Origin of the sequence: Streptomyces sp. XH2 (genome assembly GCF_049725035.1) — a bacterium.
In the GTDB taxonomy this organism is placed as follows: domain Bacteria; phylum Actinomycetota; class Actinomycetes; order Streptomycetales; family Streptomycetaceae; genus Streptomyces; species Streptomyces roseoverticillatus.
Window position 1 is genome coordinate 1 of the sequence record NZ_JBMMMZ010000022.1, and the last position, 25,353, is coordinate 25,353.

The window sequence follows — 25,353 nt, forward strand, 5'->3', positions numbered from 1 at the left end:
CCTCAACCGGTATGGGGCTGACTGGGGGGGCTCCGTAGTTACTGGGGCGCACTCGGGAGCCGCCCGGGCTTTCGATGCGCGAGCAGTGGGCACTTTGTCCCTATTGCTAGCGCATATCCGTATAGCGCAAGCAGAGAGGCAGGACTCAATGCGACAGGTCACCAAGAAGGGCCTGATCACTGCAGCGGCGGCGAGCGGTGTGCTCGCGGCCGTGACCGGCAGCTACGCCCAGGCGTCCTCGGGCGCCTCGGGCCACTCGGTCAACTCGCCCGGTGTGGCCTCCGGCAACACCGTTCAGGTCCCGGTGCACGTGCCGGTCAACGCCTGCGGCAACACGGTGAACGTGATCGGGGCGCTCAACCCCGCATCGGGCAACCAGTGTGCCAACGGCGGCGGTCACCACGGCGGCGGGCACGGCGGTGGCAACCACGGCCAGGGCGGATCCGGCGCCCACGGCGTCGCCGCCGACTCGCCCGGCGTGGCCTCGGGCAACACCGTCCAGGTGCCGGTCGACGTGCCGGTCAACGCCTGCGGCAACAGCGTCAACGTCGTCGGCGTGGGCAACCACACCACCGGCAACGGCTGCGCCAACGTGAGCGAGGGCGGGCACGAGTGGCCCGGCCACCCCGGTCACAAGCCCCCGCACAAGCCCGGTGACCACGACGGGGCCCACAAGCCGCCGTCGCGTCCGGGCCACCCCGGCGGGCACGACTGCGACCACAAGCCGCCGGCCAAGGACCACGACAAGCCGGCCGACCACAAGCCGGGCGGCCACACCCCGGGCCAGGACAAGCCGGGCGACCACGCCCCTGCCGGGCAGAAGCCCGCGCAGACGGCCGCCGCCCACATCCCCGCCCCCGCGGTGAAGGACGCCCACAAGGGCGCCCCCATGGCGGCCCCGGCCAAGGTCGCGGCCTCTCCGGCCGCCAAGGCCGTTGAGCTCGCGCACACCGGCGCGGGCCAGCTGGGCATGGCCGGTGCCGCCAGCGCCGGTCTGCTGCTCGGCGGCGCGGTCATCTACCGCCGCGCCCGTGCCGGGCAGAACTGACCCGGCCGCTCGCGGCAGCGCCTGACGGCACGGAGCGGGTCCCGCCACGCGGGGCCCGCTCCGTCCGCACGCTCACCAGGTGGCGCGCACCTGACGGATGATCCTGCGGCGCAGCCGCACTCTGCGACTGCCGTCGGGGTAGAGGCGAAGTCGGTCCAACTCCCAGTGTCCGTACTCGGCGTGATCGGTCAGCAGGCGTGTGGCGGCACCTCGGGAGACCCCCCGCGGCACATACACATCACAGAATTCGTATTCCGGCATCGCATCTATTGTGCGGGAACGGGCCCGGTGCGGATAGCGTCTGCACTATGTCTGATGCTGCGCAGCCATCCGCTGCCGAGGTACGCGCCGCCGCCGAGGCGGTCAAAGCCGCTCTGGACCGCCACCTCGACGCCGTCGAACGCCGGTCGGGCGAGGACGACCCGGCCGTCTACGCCGCGTTCAACGAGCTGGCCGCGACAGCCGAGGCCTACGACGAGCTGCTCTACGACACCTACGACGAGGTCACGCCCTTCGAGATCCCCGGCGACGACACCCTGCCCGCCTATGCCGGGCCGGAGGAGCCGAGCGCGCTCAGCGTCCTGATCCGCAGGGACTACGCCGTGGTCGAGCCGCAGCGGCTGCTGGCCCAGGCCCAGCGTGTCGCCGACCTCGACCCCGACCTCGACACGCCGCCCGGGACGGCCGGCGCCGCCGTGGGCAACGTGGGTGGCAGCGTGCACGCCGCGCTCGGGGTGATCTTCGGCGAGTACGAGCCGGACGAGATCGCCTCGCGGCACAAGGAGTTCGGCCTGGAGGAAGGCGACTCCACGCTCTGGGTCACCGCGGCGGAGGACCCCGCCGAGCCGGGGGAGTGGCTGTCGGCCCCCTTCGACCAGGCCGACCCGCAGCGGGTGATCTGCCGTTTCGACGTCAGCGCGGTCTTCGACGAGGAGCAGGACCTGGACGACGACGGCGATGACGAGGGGGACGACGTCGACGAGGGGGACGACGTCCTGGACATCGATGCCGAGGACGACGCGGACGCCGCCCGGGAGAGAGGGAGCGGCGGCGCGCCGACCTCGTCGCCCGGCCGCTGACCCGCCCCGGGCCCGGGCACCCGCCCGGGCCCGGACTCAGCTCACCCGGCCTGGTGCGCCTGGGCCCGCAGCAGGGCCCGCAGCCGGGTCGTCCGCTCCTTCGCCGGGACCTCCGCGACCGCGCGGGGCAGCGCCTGGTCCACGCCGTGCACGACGGAGAGGTGCCGCTCGGCCCGGCCGAAGGCCGTGTAGACCCACGAGCGCGTGAGCGTGCGGGCCGCGTCGCCCGGCAGGACGACCACGGCCGCCGGCCAGCGGCTGCCGGCCGCCTGGTGGGCGGTGACGGCCCAGCCGTGGCGGACCGTCTCGGCCACGCGCTCCCGCGGGACGAGCACGGAGGAGCCGCCGCAGTCCAGCCGGAGCCCCTCGGGCTCCGCGGCGGCCACGGTGCCGGGGAGCATGCGGCCCGGCGCCGGCACGTACGCCACCCGGTCGCCCGGGTCGAAGCCGCCGAAGCGGCCGGGGCCGGGGTTCAGCCGCTCCTTCAGGGCCGCGTTGAGCGCGCGGGTGCCGGCGGGGCCGCCGTGGCCCGGGGTGATCACCTGGATCTGCCCGGCGGGCACGCCGATCGCCCGCGGGATGGAATCCGCGACCAGCTGCACCGTCCGGTGCACGGCCTCGCCCGGATCCCGCACCGGGACGATCACGACCTCCTTGCCGGGGGCCGCCGGCTGCGTCAGCTCGCCGACGCCGATCCCCGACACCAGCTCGCCGACCGGGCCCTCGTCGGGCGTACGGGAGACGACCGCCGGGCAGGCGCGGGCCGCCACCACGTCCGCGAACACGCGGCCCGGTCCGGCGGACCACAGCACGGCCGGGTCGCCGCTGAGCACCAGACGGGTGCCGTCGGCGAGCGACTCCACCAGCACGGCCGCCGTCTCGACGTCGAGCTGCGGGGCGTCCAGGACGGCCAGCAGGTCGAGGGCGAGGGCGCCGTCCTCGTCCCGGCCCGGGCCCTCGGCGCCGGACAGCAGGCCCGCCACCGTCACGGCTTCCGGGTCGCCCGCCGCCGCCAGGCGCCGGCGGCCGTCCTCGGTGTGCGCGGCGGTGCAGGCGCGCAGGCCCAGGGAGCGGGCCGCGGTGACCAGGGCGGCAGGTTCGGCGCGGGCCGCCTCGCCGCCGCTGTGCGTGACGAGGCCCGCGCCCGCCGCGGCGCGGATCAGCTCCGCGGCGGAGGGCGTGGGCGCGGCGGCCGCCGCCCCCTCCCACTCGCCGTCGCCGGCCGTGAACGTGCTGATCAGCCGGGCCAGGCCGTCGGCGAGGCTCTCCTCGGCCATGGCGTAGCGGTCGAGGCCCAGGAGCAGGCGCACCGGGACCTCCTCGTCCTCGCCCCGGGGCGCGGCGGAGCCGGGCGCCGGCTCCACGGCCTCCTGGAACACCAGGACCGTGCCCTCGGCGATGGCGGACTGCAGGGCCCCGTCCGGATCCGGGACGGCGTGCCCGGCGAGGGCCGCGCTCACGGCCGGCGCCTCCAGGACCGTGTGGCCTTCGAGCGCGGCGCGCTCCAGCAGCCAGCCGGTCAGGGCCTGGGCCCGGCGCTCGTCCCCGGGGCCGGCCTCCGCGCCCAGCAGGGCCCGCGCGAAGCCGTCCGCCTGCTCGGGACGCACGCCCGGGACGGCCAGCAGCCGCCACGGGTCCTCCTGGAGGGCCTCGGCGGCCTGCTCCCCCAGGGCCTCGGCGACGGGGACCGCGAGCTGCTCGGGCGCGCCGCCCGCGGCGAGGACCTGCCGCACGCCGGCGAGGCCCTCGGCATCGATGCGGGGGGCCGCGGCGGGGACGGGCGCGGGGGCCGCCCGGCGGGGCGGCCGTGCGGGCGCGGCCTTGCGCGCGGGCGCGGGCCGCGGGGCCTCGTTGAAGAACGACGCCGCGGAGCGCTCCCCGCTCTCCACGGCCCGGACGGCCGCGGCGAGCGCTTCGGCGACGGCGCTCTTGGGCCCGGCGGCTGCCTGCGGCGCCTCGGCGCGGCCCGCGTCCGGGGCGCCCGGCGCGGCCTGCGCCTCGCCGGAGTGCTCGGCGCCGCCGTGCGGGAGAGGGGCGGGCTCGCCGTCGGGGGTCTGCGCACTGCCCGGCACGGCCCGCGCGGCCTGCGCCTCGCCGGGCTCCCCGGCGCTGCCGCGCGGGGTGGCGGCGGGCTCGCCGTCAGGGGTGCGGGCGCCGTCGGCGGAGGCCGGCTCCGTCCCGGAGGCGGTGCCGGTGTGCCCGGTCCGCGCGGTGCTGTCCGCGGGCGCGCCCGGCGCGGCCTGCGGTTCGGCGGCAGGCTCGGCGCTGCCCTGGGAGGGGGAGGCGGGCCCGCCGTCAGGAGTCCCGGGGGCGGCGTGGTCGGAGGCGGTCGCCGGGGCACCGTCGCGCGCGGGGGAACCCGGCTCCTGCACGGAGTCGGAGCCCGGCTCCGGATCGCCGTCCGTGGGGGCGGGGTCGCCGGGGAGGCGATCGGTGTTCACAGGGTGCTCCAGTCCTGATCGGGATAGCGGTGCACGGGCGCCGATACATCGTCCAGCGCCCGGCAGATCTCGTCGGGAAGCGTAAGGCTCTCCACTGACAACGCGGCCCTGAGCTGCTGCGCCGTGCGCGCGCCGACGATCGGGGCGACGACGCCGGGGCGGTCGCGGACCCAGGCGAGGGCGACCTTCAGGGCCGTCGTGGCGAGCCCGTCCGCCGCGGTGGCGACGGCGTCGACCACGCGGCCCGCCGTCTCGTCCAGATACGGGGCGACGAAGGGCGCCAGGTGCTCGGAGGCGCCGCGGGAGTCGGCGGGCGTGGTGTGGCGGTACTTGCCGGTGAGGACGCCGCGGCCGAGCGGGGAGGAGGGCAGCACCCCGATGCCGAGGTCGAGCGCGGCCGGCAGCACCTCGCGCTCGATGCCGCGCTGCAGCAGGGAGTACTCCATCTGGGTGCTGGCGAGCCGGGTGCGGACGCCGGGCGCGGCGAGCTGCCAGGTGGCGGCGCGGGCGAGCTGCCAGCCGCAGAAGTTGGAGACGCCGGCGTAGCGGGCGCGGCCGCTGGTGACGGCGATGTCCACGGCCTGGAGGGTCTCCTCGACGGGCGTGTGCGGATCGAAGGCGTGGATCTGCCAGAGGTCCACGTGGTCCGTGCCGAGGCGCTCCAGGGAGGCGTCGAGCGCGCCGAGCAGGTGGCCGCGCGAGCCGTCGAAGCGCCGGTCGGGGTCGGGGACGCTGCCGGACTTGGTCGCGATGACCAGGTCGCGACGCGGCACCAGATCCTCTATCAGCTGCCCGAGCAGGTACTCGGCGGAGCCGTCCGCGTAGACATCCGCGGTGTCGACCAGGGTGCCGCCGGCCTCCCAGAACGTCTTCAGCTGCTCCGCGGCGTCGCCCTCGTCGGTGTCCCGGCCCCAGGTGAGCGTGCCGAGCCCGATCCGGGACACTCGCAGGCCCGTACGGCCGAGATGCCTCAGTTCCATGAGCGCTGAGATTACTGGCCGCGGCCCGCGCCGTGGCCGCCTGTGGACAACGGCCCCGCCGGCCGACCGGTGACGTACCCCGCGCCGGCGCGCTACAGTCCCCGCAACAACGACGTTACTGATCAGTAAGGGGAGCCCGCATGAGTCGTATGAAGCTCGGCATCAACCTCGGCTACTGGGGCGCGGGGATGGACGCCGACAACCTCGCCGTCGCCCGCGAGGCCGACCGGCTGGGCTACTCGGTCTGCTGGGCCGCCGAGGCCTACGGCTCCGACGCCGCCACCGTCCTGTCCTGGGTCGCGGCGCAGACCGAGCGCATCGACGTCGGCTCGGGCATCTTCCAGATCCCCGCCCGCACGCCCAGCATGACGGCGATGACCGCGGCCACCCTCGACTCGCTCTCCGGCGGCCGCTTCCGGCTCGGCCTCGGCGTGTCCGGTCCGCAGGTGTCCGAGGGCTGGTACGGCGTGCGGTTCGACAAGCCCCTCGCCCGCACCCGCGAGTACGTGGAGATCATTCGCAAGGCCATGTCCCGCGAGCGCCTCACGCACGAGGGCGCGCACTGGACCCTGCCGCTCCCCGACGGCCCCGGCAAGCCCATCAAGCTCACCGTCCACCCCGTCCGCGAGCACATCCCGCTGTACATCGCCGCCATCGGCCCGAAGAACCTGGAGCAGACCGGCGAGATCGCCGACGGCGCGCTGCTGGTCTTCTTCGCCCCCGAGCACGCCGAGGAGACCACGCTCGGCGCGCTCCGCGCCGGCCGCGCGAAGGCCGGCAAGGACCTCGGCGGCTTCGACGTCGTCCCGACCGTCCCCATGGCCGTCGGCGACGACGTCGACGGCCTGGCCGACCTCTTCCGCCCGTACACCGCCCTCTACGTCGGCGGCATGGGCAGCGCCAAGCAGAACTTCTACAACAAGCTGGCGCAGCGCATGGGCTACGGGAAGGCCGCCGCCGAGATCCAGGAGAAGTACCTGGCCGGGGACAAGGCGGGCGCCGCCGCGGCCGTCCCCCGCGACCTGATCGACTCGACCACGCTCATCGGCTCCGTGGACCGCATCGCCGACCGTATGCAGGCCTACGCCGCGGCCGGGGTGACCACGCTGTCCCTCGCCCCGGCCGGCTTCACGCTGGACGAGCGGATCGCGAGCCTGCGGGCGGGCGTCGAGGCCCTGGAGCGCGCCGGCCTGGCGTAACGCGGAAGAGGCGGCGGAGAGCCGGGGAGAAGGGAAGGCCGACGGCCGTGGTGGGGGCTCGGGGGCCTTCCCCGCCACGGCCGGTACAGAAGACAACGCCCGTACCGGCGCCGGGTTACGCGCCCGGCACCGCCTCCGGCGTCGCGCATTCGGCCGAGCGGGCACCGCCCCCGATTGCCGCTGCGCGCGCAGGGGACTTGACTCGGGTTTCACGGGACATTACGCGCAATGCCCCGTGAACGGAGGTGTGTCCGGCATGCTCTCGGCCAGAAGCCTGTTCCAGGAGATCCTCGACCACGACGAGGCGTACCGGCTCTTCTGCTCCATCGCCGCCAGCGGCGAGGAGCAGGGCGGCTGGGAGAACGGCCGGATCGCCGCCCTCGTCCCGGAGGAACAGCGCGCCCTCGCCCCGAAGATCGCCCGGCACGGCGCCGACGAGGACAAGCACGGCCGCATCTTCCGGGCCCTGCTGCGCAGGCGCGGCCTCGACCCCGCCCCGGTGCCGCCCGCCACCGACTACACGATGCTCCTCGAACGCCGCGGCATCGGCCTGCCCCACACGCTCCTGCACGGCGAGAAGCCGCTGACCGAGCAGGACGTCGTCACCTACCTCGCGCACAGCCGCGTCACCGAGCAGCGCGCCGCCGACCAGATGGAGATGCTCACCACGCACTTCGGCGACCACCCCGAGGTCGGCAGGGCGATCCGGATGATCGCCCACGACGAGGCCAACCACCTCTCGTACTGCCACGAGGAACTGCTGCGCCTGGCGCGCGAGGGCCACGGCCGGACCATCCGCGCCGCCCTGCGGGAGAGCGCCCGCGCGGAGATCCGCGTCTACCGGGACGTGAGCCTGGCCGTCATGGAGCGCATGGGGGAGATCCTGCGCTGGCCCCGGCCGAAGGCGCTGGCGCTGTCCCTCGGCATCCGGGCCCTGTACGGCTACGAGCGGCTGGTCGGCTGGCGGCGGATGGTCGCCCTGCGCATGCCGGAGCGCCGCGACGCACTGGGCGGCACCCCGGCCTCCGAGCCCGAGTTCGCCTGACGGGCGGGCCGAACGGCCCCGCAGCCCGCCCGAGGGCCTCCCGGCGCCCGCCGGGCCTCACAGCCACCCGCGCCGCTTGAACAGCCGGTGCAGCCAGAAGACCAGCCCCGCCATCACCAGCACGACCGCCGGATAGCCCCACGGCTGCCGCAGCTCCCACATGTGGTCGAAGTTCATCCCGTAGATCCCGGCGATCATCGTCGGGACGGCCGCCATCGCCGCCCACGCCGAGATCTTGCGCATGTCGTCGTTCTGCTGGACGCCCATCTGCGCGAGGTGGGCGGAGAGTATGTCCGACAGCAGCCGGTCCAGGCCCTCGACGGACTCGTTCGCACGCGTCAGGTGGTCGCCGACGTCCCGGAAGAACGGCTGCGACCGCTCCGGCACGAACGGCACGCCCGCCCCCGCCAGCCGCCCCATCGGCTCGGCCAGCGGCGCCGAGGCCCGCCGGAACTCCAGCACCTGGCGCTTGAAGGAGTAGATCCGCGACGCGATGGTCCGGTTGTCGCCGCCGCCCAGCGGGGCGAACACCTCCGCCTCCAGCTCCTCCAGGTCCAGCTGCAGCTCCGTCGCCACCTCGGTGTAGTGGTCCACGACCGCGTCGCACACCGCGTACAGCACCGACGCAGGCCCGTGCCGCAGCACCTCCGGCTCGTGCTCCAGCCGCTGCCGCACCTGCGCGAGCGGGCTGCCCTCGCCGTGCCGCACGGTCACGACGAACGAGTCGCCGACGAACAGCATCAGCTCGCCCGTCGTGACCGTGTCCGCGTCGTCGTCGTACGTGACCGGCTTGAGCACGACGAACAGCGAGCCGTTGTAGAGCTCCAGCTTCGGCCGCTGATGCGCCTTCAGCGCGTCCTCCACGGCCAGCGGGTGCAGGGCGAACTCGCTCGTGATGAGGGCGAACTCCTCCTCCGTCGGCTCGTGCAGGCCGACCCACAGGAAGGAGTCCCCCGCCGCCCGCGCCTCGTCCAGGGCGTCGGAGAAGTCGGCGGGGCCCTCGGTGCGGCGGCCGTTGCGGTAGATGGCGCAGTCCACGATCACGCAGGGCATTTTGCCGCCGATCGGCCGCGCACACACGGCACCGGGCACCAACGGCACGGAAAATGCCCACGGCGGCCCGGATCCGCCCGGGACTAGGCTGACCGCCATGCCCACGCTGATCCTGGTCCGGCACGGCCGGTCCACCGCCAACACCGGCGGGGTGCTCGCGGGACGGACCCCCGGCATCGCCCTGGACGGGCGCGGCACCGCCCAGGCGGCCGCCCTCCCGGCCCGGCTCGCGCAGGTGCCGCTCGCGGCCGCCGTCACGAGCCCCCTCCAGCGCTGCCGCGAGACCCTGGCACCCCTCCTCGCCGCCCGCCCCGGGCTGCCCCTGCACACCGACGAGCGCGTCGGCGAGTGCGACTACGGGGACTGGTCCGGCCGCGAGATCGCCGAGCTCGCGGCCGAGCCGCTCTGGGAGGTCGTCCAGCGCCACCCGTCCTCCGCCGCCTTCCCGGGCGGCGAGTCCGTACGGGCCATGCAGGCCCGCGCCGTCGACGCCGTACGGGACTGGAACGCCCGCATGGAGGCCGCGCACGGCCACGACGCCGGGTACCTGGTGTGCACGCACGGCGACATCATCAAGGCCCTCGTCGCCGACGCCCTGGGCCTGCACCTCGACCTCTTCCAGCGCATCGCCGTCGACCCCTGCTCGGTCACCGCCATCCGCTACACCCGGCTGCGCCCCTTCCTGGTGCGCCTCGGCGACACCGGCGACCTGCGCGGCCTCGCGCCGCACGAGGAGACCCCCGGGCAGGCGCGGCGCCCGGAGGAGGACGGCGTCGTGGGAGGCGGGGCGGGGGCACCGTGATCGTGCCGCGCAGTAGGGTGGTGACGCGGCAGAGTCCGCCCGTCACCCCGTGACCGGCGCCGGACCCACCGAGCACGATCGCCCGCACCACGATCGCCCGAACCAAATGGAGCAGGACGTTGTCCCGTCAGGTGTTCCTCTACGACCCGCCGGACCGTTTCATCGCCGGTACGGTCGGGCTGCCTGGCCGCCGCACCTTCTTCCTGCAGGCCACCGCGGCCGGCCGCACCACCACCGTCGCCCTGGAGAAGGCCCAGGTCGAGGCGCTCGCCGAGCGCATCGACGAGCTGCTGGACGAGGTCGTCCGGCGCACCGGCGGCAGCGCCCCCGTGCCCGCGGTCGCCCCGTCCGAGCTCGCCGACACGGCTCCGCTCCAGACCCCCATCGAGGAGGAGTTCCGGGTCGGCACCATGGCCCTGGCCTGGGACGGCGAGCACCAGCGCATGATCGTCGAGGCGCAGGCCCTCGTCGAGCTGGACGCCGCGACCGACGAGGACCTCGCCGAGGCCGAGGAGCGCCTCCTGCAGGACGAGACGAACGGCCCGCCGATGCTGCGCGTCCGCATCACCGGCACCATGGCGCGCGCCTTCGCCAAGCGCGCCCTGGAGGTCGTGAACGCCGGCCGCCCGCCGTGCCCGCTGTGCAGTCTGCCGCTCGACCCGGAAGGACACGTATGTCCGCGCCAGAACGGATACCGCCGCGGCGCGTGAGCCCGCAGGAACTGCTGGCCAAGGGTGAGCTGACGGTCCGCGGCCGGATCTCCGGGGCGTCCAACGCGGTGCTGTACTGCACGGTCGAGCACGAGGGCGTGAGCGCCGCCTGCGTCTACAAGCCCGTCGCGGGGGAGCGGCCCCTGTGGGACTTCCCCGACGGCACCCTCGCCCAGCGCGAGGTCGCCGCCTACGAGCTCTCCGAGGCCATGGGGTGGGGCCTGGTCCCGCCCACGGTGCTGCGCGACGGCCCCTACGGCGAGGGCATGTGCCAGCTGTGGATCGAGGCCTCGGCCGAGGACTCCGCGCTGCTCGCCCTCGTCGACGGCGAGGAGCCGGAACCGGGCTGGAAGGCCGTGGGCCTCGCGGACGTGGGGGAGGAGCGCACGGCGCTGCTCGTGCACGCCGACGACGAGCGGCTGCGCCGGCTGGCCGTGCTGGACGCCGTGATCAACAACGGGGACCGCAAGGGCGGCCACCTGCTCCCGGCCGCGGACGGCCGGCTCTACGCGATCGATCACGGAGTGACCTTCAACGCCGACGACAAGCTGCGCACGCTGCTGTGGGGCTGGGCGGGCGAGCCCCTCACGGACGAGGCCATGGAGGCACTGCGGCGGCTTTCGGCCAATCTGGCCGACGGGAGCCCCTTGGCGGGGCGGCTCGCCGAGCTGATCACGGCCGGGGAGATCGAGGCGCTGCGGGGCCGGGTGGCGGAGCTGCTCCGCACGGGGCGGCACCGGGAGCCGTCCGGCACCTGGCCCGCGATTCCGTGGCCGCCGGTGTAGGCGGAGCTCACCGGTACCGGCCCTGGCGGGCGCCGCCCGCGAACGCCGGACGCCGTCGATTTATGCCCGTGCACACGCCGGGAAGTTTCACAAGAGTGCCTGTTCGGCCAAGAGCCGGATCCGGTTCGTATCCGGAACATGCGTCCGGTTACGCTCGTGACATGCATGCCTGGCCCGCTTCTGAGGTTCCCGCCCTGCCCGGCAGTGGCCGCGACCTCCGGATCCACGACACCGCGACCGGCGGACGGGTGACCCTCGTCCCCGGCCCCGTCGCCCGTATCTACGTCTGCGGCATCACGCCGTACGACGCCACCCACATGGGACACGCGGCGACCTACAACGCGTTCGACCTCGTTCAGCGCGTGTGGCTCGACACCAAGCGGCAGGTTCACTACGTCCAGAACGTCACCGACATCGACGACCCGCTGCTGGAGCGGGCCGTCGCCAACGGCGACGACTGGACCGAGCTCGCCGAGCGGGAGACCGCCCTCTTCCGCGAGGACATGACCGCACTGCGGATGCTCCCGCCCCGGCACTACATCGGCGCCGTCGAATCGATACCGAAGATCGTCCCCCTGGTGGAGCGCCTGCGCGACGCCGGCGCCGCCTACGAGCTCGACGGCGACGTCTACTTCTCCGTCGAGTCCGACACCCGCTTCGGCGAGGTCTCCGGCCTCGACGCCGAGGCCATGCGCCTGCTCTCCGCGGAGCGCGGCGGCGACCCGGACCGCCCGGGCAAGAAGAACCCGCTGGACCCCATGCTGTGGATGGCCGCCCGCCCGGGCGAGCCCAGCTGGGACGGCGCCTCGCTCGGCCCCGGCCGCCCCGGCTGGCACATCGAGTGCGTCGCCATCGCCCTGGAGCACTTCGGCATGGGCTTCGACGTCCAGGGCGGCGGCTCCGACCTCGTCTTCCCGCACCACGAGATGGGCGCCTCGCACGCCCAGGTCCTCACCGGCGAGCACCCCTACGCCAAGACCTACGTCCACGCCGGCATGGTCGCGCTCCACGGCGAGAAGATGTCCAAATCCAAGGGCAACCTCGTCTTCGTCTCGGCCCTGCGCCGCGACGGCGTCGACCCCGCCGCGATCCGGCTCGCGCTCCTCGCGCACCACTACCGCGCCGACTGGGAGTGGACCGACGCCGTCCTGCACGAGGCCGTCGAGCGCCTCGGCCGCTGGCGCGCCGCCGTCTCGCGCCCCGACGGCCCGTCCGCCGACGCGCTGGTGGAGGAGATCCGCGAGGCCCTCGCGGACGACCTCGACTCGCCCCGCGCCCTCGCGGCGATCGACCGCTGGGCGGCGTCCCAGGCCGCCGGCGGCGGCACGGACGAGGGCGCGCCCGGCCTCGTCTCCCGGGCCGCCGACGCCCTGCTCGGCGTGGCGCTGTGACGCGCTGAACCGCCCGACCCCCCTGGGGCCGCCCCCGCCCGGCCGCCCCCCCTCTCATGTACGGAGATCCGGGCGCCGGACGGGCACCCCCGCAATCCGTCCGGCGCCCCGTGTCAGGCCTTCAGGCCCTTCCGCGTGATGTACTGCTTGTGGAAGACCAGCAAGCCCGCCAGGACCACCAGCCACTGCACCGTGTTCACGGTGGGGACCGTGTCGACGGGCAGCGTGGCCGCGCAGGCCACGCGGACGCCCGCGTCCAGGGTGAACACCGCTCCCCACACGCCGGTCAGGAACCGGAGCTTGTGGCGGAAGCCGGGGGAGGTCTCCCATTGCGAGTCCCACCCGGCCGCCGCCTCTTCTCCGCCCTTCGCCAGGAAGACGTTGCGCATCGCGGCGAGCATGAAGGGGCGGCGGGTCGGCACGGTGCCGAGCACCCACAGGCCGATCACGGCGGTGAGCCAGCTGTCCCTGATGAGCAGCGTCCGCGGGTCTCCGGTCACCAGGGACAGCAGGGTGGCGACGGCCATGATGCTCAGTGTGAACAGCCCCATGACGTCGGCCTTGCGGCGCTTGACGATGCCGTGGACGATCCACGGCAGGCCCAGCACGGTGCCGAGCGTCAGGCACCACCACTGGCTCAGTCCCAGGGCGCGGAGCGCGTAGTAGCTGCCCAGGGGCAGGACGACGTCGAAGAGGAGCTGAAGGAGCAGGAACCCCCGCACGGAGGCGCTCTTCTGACGCTCCGTCCTGTCAGCCGGCGGCACCTGTACGGGGGCGGTCACCGCTCCGTCCTGCGGGTCGCGTGGTCGAAGAGGTCGGCGAGTTCGCGGCCGGCGGCCGCCGCGTCGAAGTCCGGCTCCCGGACGGCGCGCGTCACCGTCGCGTCGATGGCCGCCCGGATCGCGATGGCCATCACCCGCGGGTCGAACTCCCGGAATTCTCCGCTCCGCTGGGCTTCGCGCATGCGCTCGACCTGAATGTCCGTCGCGGACTCCAGTGTGCCGAGGGCCTCGCACCGGGAGGGGTCGTCGTCCCGGAGGTGGGCCAGCACGTCGACCATGGCGGGCACGTGCCGGGGATACGCGTCGGCGAGCCCGACGCTCGCCTCGATGAAGGCCCGCAGCCGGGCCCGGGCTCCGCTCTGCTCCTCCATCCGGGGCCGCACGTACGCATCGGCGACCCGGGAGACCTCGGCGACGACCTCCCGCATGAGGTCGTCCTTGCCGGCGAAGTGGTACGAGATCATCCCCGTGCTGCTCAGCCCGGCCGCGCGGGCGATCCTCGCGAACGAGGCCTTGGCGTAGCCGGCGTCGGCGATGACCTCGATCGCGGCGTCCACGATCTGCGCGCGACGGGCGGCCTCGGTGAACGTCCTGCCGGACGGCTTCTTCGCGGCCGACGGTTTTTGCTTGGTCGAGCTAGAAGTTGCTTCCATGAGCAAAAAATAGCCGAGCCTTGCTCGCGTGAGCAAGAGATGGTCCGGGCAAGCAAAAGGGCCGGGTGCGCACCCCTTGCGGTGCGCACCCGGCCCCCGGGCGCTCTGCTCAGCGCGCGTTGAAGTACTTCGCCTCCGGGTGGTGGATGACGATCGCGTCGGTGGACTGCTCCGGGTGCAGCTGGAACTCCTCGGAGAGGTGGACCCCGATCCGCTCCGGCCGCAGCAGGTCCGCGATCTTGGCGCGGTCCTCCAGGTTCGGGCAGGCGCCGTAGCCCAGGGAGAAGCGCGCGCCGCGGTACTTCAGGGCGAACATGTCCTCGACGTCCGCCGGGTCCTCGCCGGCGAAGCCGAGCTCGGCGCGCACGCGGGCGTGCCAGTACTCGGCCATGGCCTCGGCCAGCTGGACGGACAGGCCGTGGAGTTCGAGGTAGTCGCGGTACGCGTCGGAGGCGAACAGCTCGGCCGTGGCCTCCCCGATCCGGGAGCCGACCGTGACCACCTGCAGGCCCACCACGTCCTTCTCGCCGGACTCCTCCGGGCGGAAGTAGTCCGCGAGGCACAGCCGGCGCCCGCGCCGCTGCCGGGGGAAGGTGAAGCGCGTGCGCTCGGTGCCGTCCTCGCCCAGGAGGATGAGGTCGTCGCCCTTGGAGTAGCAGGGGAAGTAGCCGTAGACGACGGCCGCTTCGAGCAGGTTCCCGGTGTGGAGCTTGTCCAGCCAGCCGCGCAGCCGCGGACGGCCCTCGGTCTCCACCAGCTCCTCGTAGGTGGGGCCGCCGGCGCGGGCCTGCTTCAGGCCCCACTGGCCCTTGAACAGCGCGCCCTCGTCCAGCCAGGAGGCGTAGTCCTTCAGCGGGATGCCCTTGACGACGCGCGTGCCCCAGAACGGCGGCTCCGGCACGCGGTTGTCGACGGCGACGTCGGAGCGGACGGAGCCCTCGGGCTCCTCCACCTCCAGGACGGCGGTCGCCGCCTTCTTCGCCACCCGGCGCTGCTTGAGCTCCGGCAGGGACGCGCCGGGCACGCCCCGCTTGACGGCGATCAGCGCGTCCATCAGCCGCAGGCCCTCGAAGGCGTCGCGGGCGTAGCGCACCTCGCCGTCGTAGATCTCGTGCAGGTCCTGCTCGACGTACGCCCGGGTGAGCGCCGCACCGCCGAGGATCACCGGGTAGGTGGCGGCCAGCTTGCGCTGGTTGAGCTCCTCCAGGTTCTCCTTCATGATCACGGTGGACTTCACCAGGAGCCCGGACATGCCGATGACGTCCGCCCGGTGCTCCTCGGCGGCCTCCAGGATCGCCGAGACCGGCTGCTTGATGCCCAGGTTGACGACGTTGTAGCCGTTGTTGGACAGGATGATGTCGACCAGGTTCTTGCCGATGTCGTGGACGTCGCCGCGGACCGTGGCCAGCACGATCGTGCCCTTGCCCTCCGCCTCCGACTTCTCCATGTGCGGCTCCAGATAGGCCACCGCCGTCTTCATCACCTCGGCCGACTGCAGCACGAACGGCAGCTGCATCTGGCCCGAGCCGAACAGCTCGCCGACGACCTTCATGCCCTCCAGCAGCGTGTCGTTGACGATGTCCAGCGCGGGGCGCTCGGCGAGCGCCGCGTCGAGGTCGGCGTCCAGGCCGTTCTTCTCGCCGTCGATGATCCGGCGCCGCAGCCGCTCCTCCAGCGGCAGCGCCGCCAGCTCCTCGGCCTTGCCCGCCTTCATGGACTTGGTGTCCACGCCCTCGAAGAGCTCCAGCAGCCGCTGCAGCGGGTCGTAGCCCTCGCTGCGGCGGTCGTAGATCAGGTCGCCGGCGACCTTCACCTGCTCCTCGTCCAGGCGCGCGATGGGGAGGATCTTCGAGGCGTGGACGATGGCCGAGTCCAGGCCGGCCTTGACGCACTCGTCGAGGAAGACGGAGTTGAGGACCATCCGGGCGGCCGGGTTGAGGCCGAAGGAGATGTTGGACAGGCCGAGCGTCGTCTGCACGTCGGGGTGGCGGCGCTTGAGCTCGCGGATCGCCTCGATGGTGGCGATGCCGTCCTTGCGGGACTCCTCCTGCCCGGTGCAGATGGTGAAGGTGAGGCAGTCGATGAGGATGTCCGACTCCTGCACCCCCCAGTTGCCCGTGAGGTCGTCGATCAGCCGCTCCGCGATCTCGACCTTCTTCTCGACGGTGCGGGCCTGGCCCTCCTCGTCGATGGTGAGCGCGATCAGCGCGGCGCCGTGCTCGACCGCCAGCCGGGTGATCCGCGCGAACCGCGACTCGGGGCCGTCGCCGTCCTCGTAGTTGACGGAGTTGATGACGGCCCGGCCGCCCAGCTTCTCCAGGCCCGCCTGGATGACGGCCGGCTCGGTGGAGTCCAGCACGATGGGCAGCGTCGAGGCGGTGGCGAAGCGGCCGGCGATCTCGGCCATGTCCGCCACGCCGTCCCGGCCCACGTAGTCCACGCACAGGTCGAGCAGGTGGGCGCCCTCGCGGATCTGGTCGCGGGCCATCTCCACGCAGTCGTCCCAGCGGCCGTCCAGCATGGCCTCGCGGAACTTCTTCGAGCCGTTGGCGTTCGTCCGCTCGCCGATGGCGAGGTACGAGGTGTCCTGCCGGAAGGGGACGGTCTGGTAGAGCGAGGCGGCGCCCGGCTCGGGGCGCGGCTCCCGCTCGGTGGGCCGCAGCCCGCGGACGCGCTCGACCACCTGGCGCAGGTGCTCCGGGGTCGTGCCGCAGCAGCCGCCGACCAGGGACAGCCCGTACTCCCGGACGAAGGTCTCGTGGGCGTCCGCGAGCTCGGCCGGGCTGAGCGGGTAGTGCGCGCCGTCCTTGCCCAGGACCGGCAGACCGGCGTTGGGCATGGCCGACACACGGGTGCGGGCGTGCCGCGAGAGGTAGCGCAGGTGTTCGCTCATCTCGGCCGGTCCGGTGGCGCAGTTGAGGCCGATCATGTCGATGCCCAGCGGCTCCAGGGCGGTCAGCGCCGCGCCGATCTCGGAGCCCAGGAGCATCGTGCCGGTGGTCTCGACGGTCACCTGGACGAGCAGCGGAAGGTCCGCGCCCAGGGACTCCATGGCGCGCCGGGCGCCGATGACCGAGGCCTTGGTCTGCAGCAGGTCCTGGGTGGTCTCCACCAGGACCGCGTCGACGCCGCCGGTGACCAGGCCCTCGACGTTCTGCTGGTAGGCGTCGCGCAGGCTGGTGTACGGGGCGTGGCCGAGCGTCGGCAGCTTGGTGCCCGGCCCCACCGAGCCCAGCACCCAGCGGGTCCGCCCGTCGCGGGCGGTGAAGTCGTCGGCGGTCTCGCGGGCGACGCGGGCGCCGGCCTCGGAGAGCTCGAAGATGCGGTGCGCGACGTCGTACTCGCCGAGGGCGGCGAGGTTGGCGCCGAAGGTGTTGGTCTCCACGCAGTCCACGCCCACGGCGAAGTACGCCTCGTGGACGGAGCGGACGATGTCGGGGCGGGTGACGTTCAGGATCTCGTTGCAGCCCTCGAGCTGCTCGAAGTCCTCCATGCTCGGGTCCTGCGCCTGAAGCATCGTGCCCATGGCCCCGTCGGCCACGACGACCCGGGAGGCGAGTGCCTCCCGCAGTTCGGAGGCTCGGGCGGTGCTTGCGGTCGATGGCGTGAACGAGGCCATGGAAGTGCTCCCGGGGTTGCGACGGCTGTCGGCTTTGCGCCCTCCGGAAGAAGGCGCACGCCGTCAGCGTAACCGCCGGAACCGGAATTCGGGCGGGTGTCCCACGCCTCGGATACGGGACGGATACGCGGCGGACGGGGCCGTGCGCGGTGCCCGGAGCGTCTCGGCGATCATGGTTCCGCCGCCGGTCAGCTATCTCCTGGTCGGCATCGGCCGATAGTGTTCAGCAATGCCGAACGGGCATTTCGGAGGAGGTTGAGCGATGGCACGGACCATCCAGTCGCTCGAACGGGCGGCAGCGATGCTACGGCTGCTCGCGGGGGGCGAACGACGGCTGGGACTGTCCGATGTGGCCTCCGCACTCGGGCTGGCCAAGGGCACCGCCCACGGCATCCTGCGCACCCTGCAGCAGGAGGGCTTCGTCGAGCAGGACCCCGCCTCGGGGCGCTACCAGCTCGGCGCCGAGCTGCTGCGCCTGGGCAACAGCTACCTGGACGTACACGAACTGCGCGCCCGCGCCCTGCTGTGGGCGGACGACCTGGCCCGTTCCAGTGGCGAGAGCGTCTACCTGGGCGTCCTGCACCAGCAGGGGGTGCTCATCGTCCACCACGTCTTCCGGCCGGACGACAGCCGCCAGGTGCTGGAGGTGGGCGCCATGCAGCCGCTGCACAGCACGGCCCTCGGCAAGGTGCTGTGCGCCTATGACCCGGTGGCGCACAGCCAGCTGCTGGAGGCCGAGCGCGAGGCGTTCACCGGGCGGACGGTCACCGCGCTGCCCGACCTGGAGGGCGTGCTGGACCTGACCCGCGCCCGCGGCTGGTCCGCGGACGTCGAGGAGACCTGGGACGGCGTGGCCTCGGTGGCCGCCCCCATCCACGACCGGCACCGGATGCCCGTGGGGGCCGTCGGCATCACGGGCGCGGTGGAGCGGTTCTGCGAGGGCGGCGAGCTGCGGGCGCAGCTGGTCGCGGCCGTCCGGGACTGCGCGCGAGCCGTCTCCCGCGACCTGGGCGCCGGCCGCTTCTGACCCCGGGGACTTTGTTGTGCCCGGTGGTGACTACCGGGTACTACTGGTCGGTAACCGCTCGTGTCCGGTACGGCGGTTTTCAGCCACTCCTGCCAAGAGTTTTCGGTCACAGGACTCTTGACGCGGTTCTTACAGTGCAGAAAACTGCCGTGCATCGGTCGGCATTGTCGAACACCTAACGACAATATTCGCTATGGTGGACACTGCCGCGGGCCGATCGAAGCTCTCCATCGGAGAGCTGCGGACCACCGGAGGGACCCGGGGTCCGCCTTCCCCTGGACGAAGGACAAAGGAGTCGCGGGTGTCCAGCTCCGACATCTTCACCGGTGAGCTCATCGGTACCGCAGTGTTGATCCTGCTCGGCGGCGGCGTCTGTGCCGCCGTCACCCTGAAGCGTTCGAAGGCGCAGAACGCGGGCTGGCTCGCGATCACGTTCGGCTGGGGCTTCGCCGTGCTGACCGGTGCCTACATCGGCGCCAAGTCCGGTGCGCACCTCAACCCCGCCGTCACCCTCGGCCTGGCCATCGACGGCGCCGTCAAGTGGAGCGACGTGCCGCTCTACATCGGCTCCCAGCTGCTGGGCGCGATGATCGGTGCCGCGCTGGTGTGGCTCGCCTACTACGGCCAGTTCAAGGCCCACCTGACGGACCCGGAGCTGGTGTCGACCCTGAACCCCGCCGAGGGCATGGTCGACCAGACCGCGACCCCGCAGGCCGGCCCGGTGCTGGGCATCTTCTCCACCGGCCCCGAGATCCGCAACGTGGTGCAGAACCTCGTCACCGAGATCATCGGCACCGCCGCCCTGGTGCTGTTCATCCTCACCATGGGTCTGACCAAGGGCCTGGCCACCAGCGGCACGGGCACCCTCATGGTCGCCTTCGTCGTCGTCGGCATCGGCCTCTCGCTCGGCGGCCCGACCGGTTACGCCATCAACCCCGCCCGTGACCTGGGCCCGCGCATCGTGCACGCGCTGCTGCCGCTGCCGAACAAGGGCGGCTCCGACTGGGGATACTCCTGGATCCCGGTGGTCGGCCCGCTCGTCGGCGCCGCCCTGGCCGCAGGCATCCACAAGATCGCGTTCTGATCACCCGCCGAGACCTTCACGACCTCAGGAGCAGACACACCATGACCGACGCGCACAACCAGGGTCCGTTCATCGCGGCGATCGACCAGGGCACCACCTCCTCCCGCTGCATCGTCTTCGACCGCGACGGCCGCATCGTCTCCGTCGACCAGAAGGAGCACGAGCAGATCTTCCCGAAGCCGGGCTGGGTCGAGCACGACGCCAAGGAGATCTGGACCAACGTCCAGGAAGTCGTCGCCGGCGCCGTCGAGAAGGCGGGCATCACCGCCGCCGACGTCAAGGCCATCGGCATCACCAACCAGCGCGAGACCACGCTGCTGTGGGACAAGAACACGGGCGAGCCGGTCTACAACGCCATCGTCTGGCAGGACACCCGCACCGACGCGCTCTGCAAGGAGCTCGGCCGCAACGTCGGCCAGGACCGCTTCCGCCGTGAGACGGGCCTGCCGCTGGCCTCCTACTTCTCCGGCCCGAAGGTCCGCTGGCTGCTGGACAACGTCGAGGGCCTGCGCGAGCGCGCCGAGGCCGGCGACATCCTCTTCGGCACCATGGACTCCTGGGTCATCTGGAACCTCACCGGTGGCACCGACGGCGGTGTCCACGTGACCGACGTCACCAACGCCTCCCGCACGATGCTGATGAACCTCCGCAGCCTCGACTGGGACGAGCGCATCCTGGAGTCGATGGAGGTCCCGGCCGCCGTGCTGCCGGAGATCCGCTCCTCCGCCGAGGTCTACGGCACCGCCAAGGGCGGCGCCCTCGCCGGTGTGCCCGTCGCCTCCGCGCTCGGCGACCAGCAGGCGGCCCTCTTCGGCCAGACCTGCTTCTCCGAGGGCGAGGCCAAGTCGACCTACGGCACCGGCACGTTCATGCTGATGAACACCGGCGACGAGCCCGTCAACTCCTACAACGGCCTGCTGACCACCGTCGGCTACCGCATCGGCGACCAGAAGCCCGTCTACGCCCTCGAGGGCTCCATCGCCGTCACCGGCTCCCTCGTGCAGTGGATGCGCGACCAGATGGGCCTGATCAAGAGCGCCGCCGAGATCGAGACGCTCGCCAGCTCCGTCGAGGACAACGGCGGCGCCTACTTCGTGCCGGCCTTCTCCGGCCTGTTCGCCCCCTACTGGCGCTCCGACGCGCGCGGCGTGATCGCGGGCCTGACCCGCTACGTCACCAAGGCGCACATCGCCCGCGCCGTGCTCGAGGCCACCGCCTGGCAGACCCGCGAGATCACCGACGCCATGACCAAGGACTCCGGCGTCGAGCTGACCGCACTCAAGGTCGACGGCGGCATGACCTCCAACAACTTGCTGATGCAGACCCTCTCGGACTTCCTGGACGCACCGGTCGTGCGCCCGATGGTCGCCGAGACGACCTGCCTCGGCGCTGCCTACGCCGCCGGCCTGGCCGTCGGCTTCTGGCCGGACACCGACGCGCTGCGCGCCAACTGGCGCCGGGCCGCCGAGTGGACCCCCCGCATGGACGCGGACACGCGTGACCGCGAGTACAAGAACTGGCTCAAGGCCGTCGAGCGGACCATGGGCTGGATCGAGGACGAGGAGTAATCATGACAACCCCGCAGAGCGTTCCGACCCTGGGAACGCACCCGGCTGCCGGCGCCAACCCGGGCCGAGCCGAGACCCGGGAACGGCTGTCCAAGGCGACGTACGACCTCCTGGTGATCGGTGGCGGCATCCTGGGCACCTCGGTGGCCTGGCACGCCGCGCAGTCCGGCCTGCGGGTCGCGATGGTGGACGCCGGCGACTTCGCCGGCGCCACCTCCTCCGCCTCCTCCAAGCTCGTCCACGGCGGTCTGCGCTACCTGCAGACCGGCGCGGTCAAGCTGGTCGCGGAGAACCACCACGAGCGGCGGGTGCTGGCCAAGGACGTGGCCCCGCACCTGGTCAACCCGCTCACCTTCTACCTGCCCGTGTACAAGGGCGGCCCGGTCGGCGCGGCCAAGCTCGGCGCCGGTGTCTTCGCCTACTCGGCGCTGTCCGCCTTCGGCGACGGCGTCGGCAAGGTGATCTCCCCGGCCAAGGCCAAGGCCGACAACCCCGGTCTGCGCACGGACAACCTGAAGGCCGTCGCGGTCTACTACGACCACCAGATGAACGACTCCCGCGTGGCCGTCATGACGGTCCGCGCGGCGGTCGAGTCCGGTGCCGTGGTGCTCAACCACGCCGAGGTGACCGGCCTGCGCTTCACGCACGGCAAGGTCACCGGCGCCGAGCTCAAGGACCGCCTGGACGGCACCGAGTTCGGCATCGACGCGCGCGTCGTCCTCAACGCCACCGGCCCGTGGGTGGACCACCTGCGGAAGCTGGAAGACAAGGGCGCCGCGCCGTCGATCCGCCTCTCCAAGGGCGCGCACATCGTGATGAAGCGCAAGTCGCCGTGGAAGGCCGCCATGGCCACCCCGATCGACAAGTACCGCATCACCTTCGCCCTGCCGTGGGAGGACCAGCTGCTGCTGGGCACCACGGACACCCAGTACGAGGGCGACCCGGCGGACGTGCGCGCCACCGAGGCGGACATCCAGCAGATCCTCGACGAGGCGGCGTTCTCCATCCAGGACGCGGACCTCGACCGCGACCTCATGACGTACGCCTTCGCGGGTCTGCGCGTGCTGCCCGGCGGTCCGGGCGACGTCGCCCAGGCCAAGCGCGAGACGGTCGTCTCCGAGGGCAAGGGCGGCATGCTCTCCGTCGCCGGCGGCAAGTGGACGACCTACCGTCACATCGGCCGCACGGTCATGAAGAAGCTCGCCCAGGTGCCCGGCAGCCCGCTGACCGAGGACATGGAGCCCATCTCCAGCCTCGTCCGCCGCACCCCGCTGCCCGGCGTCGCGAACCCCAACGCGGTCGCCCACCGCCTGCTCGTCGACCGCGAGCCCGGCGCCCGCATGGACCCGCTGACCGCCCGCCACCTCGCCACCCACTACGGCTCGCTGTCCTTCGACATCGCGCGCCTGGCCAACGAGAACCCCGAGCTCGGCGAGCGCATCCACCCCGACGGCCCGGAGATCTGGGCCCAGGTCGCCTACGCCCGCGACCACGAGTGGGCCGAGACCGTCGACGACGTCCTGCGCCGCCGCACGACCCTGACCATCCGCGGCCTGGACGACGAGAACGTCCGCGCCCGCGTCAAGGACATGCTGGCCGACAAGGGCTGATCCGCCGGCACCTGCCGCGGCCCCGGGGCCGGGACACCCTGCGTGTCCCGGCCCCGGGCCGTCCCTTTTTCCGCCACAGGGCAACTGACCTGCCCTTTTCGTCGTCCCTAAGAGAAAACGAGGGGGACGGGATGAAGAAGCAGGCCGGTCGGTCCCCGGCAGCCAGGCTGCGCGCGTGGCGCCCGCGCAGGAAGACGGCGATACGGGTCGTACTGGCCCTCGTCCTGGTGGTGCTGGCACCCGTCGTCGCGGCGGGCAGCGTCCTGCGGGCCTCGTACGCCGGAACGCCCGCCGCCGACGCCGTCACCCGCGGCCGGGACGCCGTGTGGCTCGGCCACGCGTGGCTCGACGGGCGGCGCGGGCCCGCGGACATCGCCGCGCTCAAGCGCAACCTCGCCGGCACCGGCATGCGCGACCTGTACATCCACGCGGGCCCGCTGGAGCACGACGGCACCCTGCCCGCCACCGCCTACCCGGACGCCCGCCGGATGACCGGCGTCCTGCACCGCGAACTGCCCGGCATCCGCATCCAGGCCTGGCTGGGCGACAAGCTGGTGCGCCCCGGCGAGGGCTCGGGCGGCCTGCGCCTGGACGACCCGCGGGCCCGCGCCGCCGTCGTCGAGAGCGCGCGGCAGGTCATGCGGGCCGGCTTCGAGGGCGTCCACCTCGACGTCGAACCCGTCCGCACCGGCGACCGCGGCTTTCTCGCCCTGCTCGACGCCCTGCACCCGGCGGTGCGGGACGCCGGGGGAGTGCTGTCGGTGGCCGCCCAGCAGATCGACCCGGTGCCCGCGATGCACGCCGCCGCCCGCCTGGCCGGCAGCCCCAAGTGGTGGACGCAGCGCTACTTCGCCCACGTCGCGCGCCGCACCGACCAGATCGCGGTCATGTCGTACGACACGGCCCTGCCCGTCGAGAGCCTCTACGGCGGCTACGTCGCCCGGCAGACGGAGCTCGCCCTGCAGGTCACGCCCGCCGGCACCGACCTGCTGATGGGCCTGCCCTTCTACCACACGGACGATCTCGGCCACCACGGTCACGCCGAGACGGCCGCGGCCGCCGTCCGCGGCGCACGGCTCGGCCTGTCCCGGGAGGACCGCGGCCGCACGCACTTCGGGCTGGCGCTCTACGTGGACTTCGCCGCCACCGAGGACGACTGGCGTGCCTACCGGAACGGGTGGGGCGCAAGGGGCTGAGGAAGAGCCCGTACAGGGGCTGCGACCGGGCAGCAGGGAAGTCGTAGTCTTGGGGTCGCACAACAGAGCAGCAGAAGAATCCGCAAGGAACAGCAACCGGAGCCGCCGTGCGGGGGCCCGGTCGGAAGGAGGCGCTGGGTGATCGAGCTTGAGGGGGTACCCGAGCTGATCGACCCGGTCATGATCTGTGCCTTCGAGGGCTGGAACGACGCGGGGGACGCTGCTTCCAGCGCGGTCGCGCACCTGGACCGGGAGTGGAAGGGCGAGGTGTTCGGCGCGCTCGACGCCGAGGACTACTACGACTTCCAGGTCAACCGCCCCACGGTCTGGCTCGAAGGCGGGGTCCGCAAGGTCACGTGGCCGACGACCAGGCTGTCCGTCGTGCGCACCGGCGGCGACGGCAAGGGGGCACCGCGCGACCTCGTGCTGGTGCGCGGCATCGAGCCCAGCATGCGCTGGCGCTCGTTCTGCAACGAGATCCTGGGCTTCGCCCACGAGCTCGGGGTGGAGCTGGTGGTCGTCCTGGGTTCGCTGCTCGGGGACACCCCGCACACCCGGCCCGTGCCGGTCAGCGGCGTCACCTCCGACCCCGACCTCGCGCGGACCATGGATCTGGAGGAGTCCCGCTACGAGGGCCCGACCGGGATCGTCGGCATCCTCCAGGAGGCCTGCACCCACGCCGGCGTCCCGGCGGTGAGCCTGTGGGCCGCCGTGCCGCACTACGTCTCGCAGCCGCCGAACCCGAAGGCCACCCTGGCGCTCCTGAACCGCCTGGAGGACCTGATCGACCTGCGCATCCCGCTCGGCGAGCTGCCGGAGGACGCGCGGGCCTGGCAGCTGGGCGTCGACCAGCTGGCGGCCGAGGACAGCGAGGTCGCCGAGTACGTGCAGTCCCTGGAGGAGGCGCGCGACACGGCCGACCTGCCGGAGGCCTCCGGAGAGGCCATCGCCCGCGAGTTCGAGCGCTACCTGCGCCGCCGCGACCCGCAGCCGGGCGACGGCTCGTACCTGCGCGACACCACCAGCGGGCGCACGCGCCCGCAGCGGTCGCCGAAGGACGAGGGGACGGCGCCCGAGGAGGAGACGACCGAGGGCCCCGAGGACGAGGCCTGAGGCGGGAGCCGGTCCGAGGGGCCCCGATGTGACGAATCCCCGATATTGAAGAGACGTCCGCAACCGTCCGCCGTACACTTGTCGGTCCGGTGAAGGGCGGGTGGGCCCCCCCCCCCCGGGGGGGGGCGCCCCCGCCCTCAGGTCCCCCCCGAGGTGTTGCCCGATGAA

At 73.1% G+C, this 25,353-nt stretch carries 21 protein-coding genes; 14 read left to right on the top strand and 7 right to left on the bottom strand.

The window, feature by feature from the left end:
- Nucleotides 1-148: 148 nt before the first annotated feature.
- Nucleotides 149-1,048, top strand: a complete 900-nt coding sequence (locus ACOTKD_RS34885) for a chaplin family protein (RefSeq protein WP_424893009.1) — start codon at nt 149-151, stop codon at nt 1,046-1,048.
- A 72-nt stretch (nt 1,049-1,120) separates the two neighbouring features.
- On the opposite strand, the gene ACOTKD_RS34890 is transcribed toward ACOTKD_RS34885, so the two are convergent.
- Complete coding sequence (locus ACOTKD_RS34890; RefSeq protein WP_106678739.1) at nt 1,121-1,309, bottom strand: DUF5703 family protein; 189 nt, start codon at nt 1,307-1,309, stop codon at nt 1,121-1,123.
- A gap of 47 nt (nt 1,310-1,356) precedes the next feature.
- Here ACOTKD_RS34890 and ACOTKD_RS34895 point away from each other — a divergent pair, with 47 nt between their 5' ends.
- Nucleotides 1,357-2,127 (top strand): hypothetical protein, encoded by a 771-nt coding sequence (locus ACOTKD_RS34895; protein ID WP_424893010.1) that lies wholly within the window; start codon nt 1,357-1,359, stop codon nt 2,125-2,127.
- Nucleotides 2,128-2,168: 41 nt separating this feature from the next.
- On the opposite strand, the gene ACOTKD_RS34900 is transcribed toward ACOTKD_RS34895, so the two are convergent.
- Both ACOTKD_RS34900 and ACOTKD_RS34905 read right to left on the bottom strand, forming a co-directional pair.
- Nucleotides 2,169-4,568, bottom strand: a complete 2,400-nt coding sequence (locus ACOTKD_RS34900; protein ID WP_424893011.1) for a helix-hairpin-helix domain-containing protein — start codon at nt 4,566-4,568, stop codon at nt 2,169-2,171.
- Nucleotides 4,565-5,548, bottom strand: coding sequence for an aldo/keto reductase (locus ACOTKD_RS34905; protein ID WP_424893012.1), 984 nt, complete (start codon nt 5,546-5,548; stop codon nt 4,565-4,567). Before ACOTKD_RS34905 ends, ACOTKD_RS34900 begins: the two co-directional genes overlap by 4 nt.
- A gap of 149 nt (nt 5,549-5,697) precedes the next feature.
- Between ACOTKD_RS34905 and ACOTKD_RS34910 the strand changes: the two genes are divergently transcribed.
- Entirely contained in the window at nt 5,698-6,747 is a 1,050-nt protein-coding gene (locus tag ACOTKD_RS34910; protein ID WP_424893079.1) for an LLM class F420-dependent oxidoreductase, read from the top strand.
- A 256-nt stretch (nt 6,748-7,003) separates the two neighbouring features.
- Nucleotides 7,004-7,792 carry a ferritin-like domain-containing protein gene (locus tag ACOTKD_RS34915; RefSeq protein WP_424893013.1) on the top strand — a complete coding sequence of 263 codons (789 nt, stop codon included), beginning with the start codon at nt 7,004-7,006 and terminating at the stop codon, nt 7,790-7,792.
- A 57-nt stretch (nt 7,793-7,849) separates the two neighbouring features.
- Here ACOTKD_RS34915 and ACOTKD_RS34920 read toward each other — a convergent pair whose 3' ends face one another.
- A complete protein-coding gene (locus ACOTKD_RS34920; protein WP_424893014.1) occupies nt 7,850-8,845 on the bottom strand; it encodes a magnesium and cobalt transport protein CorA in 996 nt (331 codons plus the stop codon).
- 97 nt (nt 8,846-8,942) lie between these two features.
- Here ACOTKD_RS34920 and ACOTKD_RS34925 point away from each other — a divergent pair, with 97 nt between their 5' ends.
- The 4 genes from ACOTKD_RS34925 to mshC all read left to right on the top strand — a co-directional run bounded on the left by ACOTKD_RS34925 (nt 8,943) and on the right by mshC (nt 12,533).
- Entirely contained in the window at nt 8,943-9,647 is a 705-nt protein-coding gene (locus ACOTKD_RS34925) for a histidine phosphatase family protein (protein WP_424893015.1), read from the top strand.
- A 119-nt stretch (nt 9,648-9,766) separates the two neighbouring features.
- Nucleotides 9,767-10,357, top strand: a complete 591-nt coding sequence (locus ACOTKD_RS34930; RefSeq protein WP_424893016.1) for a DUF3090 domain-containing protein — start codon at nt 9,767-9,769, stop codon at nt 10,355-10,357.
- Nucleotides 10,321-11,142 (top strand): SCO1664 family protein, encoded by an 822-nt coding sequence (locus ACOTKD_RS34935; protein WP_424893017.1) that lies wholly within the window; start codon nt 10,321-10,323, stop codon nt 11,140-11,142. The genes ACOTKD_RS34930 and ACOTKD_RS34935 overlap by 37 nt, the downstream gene beginning before the upstream one ends.
- Before the next feature lie 161 nt (nt 11,143-11,303).
- Nucleotides 11,304-12,533: a cysteine--1-D-myo-inosityl 2-amino-2-deoxy-alpha-D-glucopyranoside ligase gene (gene mshC, locus ACOTKD_RS34940; RefSeq protein ID WP_424893018.1), complete on the top strand. Its 1,230-nt coding sequence runs from the start codon at nt 11,304-11,306 to the stop codon at nt 12,531-12,533.
- A gap of 113 nt (nt 12,534-12,646) precedes the next feature.
- Here the strand turns inward: mshC and ACOTKD_RS34945 are convergent, their stop codons facing one another.
- The 3 genes from ACOTKD_RS34945 to metH all read right to left on the bottom strand — a co-directional run bounded on the left by ACOTKD_RS34945 (nt 12,647) and on the right by metH (nt 17,587).
- Nucleotides 12,647-13,315, bottom strand: coding sequence for a VC0807 family protein (locus tag ACOTKD_RS34945; protein ID WP_424893019.1), 669 nt, complete (start codon nt 13,313-13,315; stop codon nt 12,647-12,649).
- Nucleotides 13,312-13,968, bottom strand: a complete 657-nt coding sequence (locus ACOTKD_RS34950; protein WP_424893020.1) for a TetR family transcriptional regulator — start codon at nt 13,966-13,968, stop codon at nt 13,312-13,314. The genes ACOTKD_RS34945 and ACOTKD_RS34950 overlap by 4 nt, the downstream gene beginning before the upstream one ends.
- Before the next feature lie 109 nt (nt 13,969-14,077).
- Nucleotides 14,078-17,587 (bottom strand): methionine synthase, encoded by a 3,510-nt coding sequence (gene metH / locus ACOTKD_RS34955; RefSeq protein ID WP_424893021.1) that lies wholly within the window; start codon nt 17,585-17,587, stop codon nt 14,078-14,080.
- 262 nt (nt 17,588-17,849) lie between these two features.
- On the opposite strand from metH, the gene ACOTKD_RS34960 reads away from it, so the two are divergent.
- The 6 genes from ACOTKD_RS34960 to ACOTKD_RS34985 all read left to right on the top strand — a co-directional run bounded on the left by ACOTKD_RS34960 (nt 17,850) and on the right by ACOTKD_RS34985 (nt 25,185).
- Nucleotides 17,850-18,614 carry an IclR family transcriptional regulator gene (locus tag ACOTKD_RS34960; RefSeq protein ID WP_424893022.1) on the top strand — a complete coding sequence of 255 codons (765 nt, stop codon included), beginning with the start codon at nt 17,850-17,852 and terminating at the stop codon, nt 18,612-18,614.
- Nucleotides 18,615-18,915: 301 nt separating this feature from the next.
- A complete protein-coding gene (locus ACOTKD_RS34965; RefSeq protein ID WP_424893023.1) occupies nt 18,916-19,698 on the top strand; it encodes an MIP/aquaporin family protein in 783 nt (260 codons plus the stop codon).
- A 41-nt stretch (nt 19,699-19,739) separates the two neighbouring features.
- Nucleotides 19,740-21,266: a glycerol kinase GlpK gene (gene glpK / locus ACOTKD_RS34970; protein ID WP_424893024.1), complete on the top strand. Its 1,527-nt coding sequence runs from the start codon at nt 19,740-19,742 to the stop codon at nt 21,264-21,266.
- A 2-nt stretch (nt 21,267-21,268) separates the two neighbouring features.
- A complete protein-coding gene (locus ACOTKD_RS34975; RefSeq protein ID WP_424893025.1) occupies nt 21,269-22,876 on the top strand; it encodes an FAD-dependent oxidoreductase in 1,608 nt (535 codons plus the stop codon).
- 131 nt (nt 22,877-23,007) lie between these two features.
- Nucleotides 23,008-24,072 carry a hypothetical protein gene (locus ACOTKD_RS34980; protein ID WP_424893026.1) on the top strand — a complete coding sequence of 355 codons (1,065 nt, stop codon included), beginning with the start codon at nt 23,008-23,010 and terminating at the stop codon, nt 24,070-24,072.
- Between the two features lie 138 nt (nt 24,073-24,210).
- Nucleotides 24,211-25,185, top strand: a complete 975-nt coding sequence (locus tag ACOTKD_RS34985; protein WP_424893027.1) for a PAC2 family protein — start codon at nt 24,211-24,213, stop codon at nt 25,183-25,185.
- The last annotated feature ends 168 nt before the right edge of the window (nt 25,186-25,353 follow it).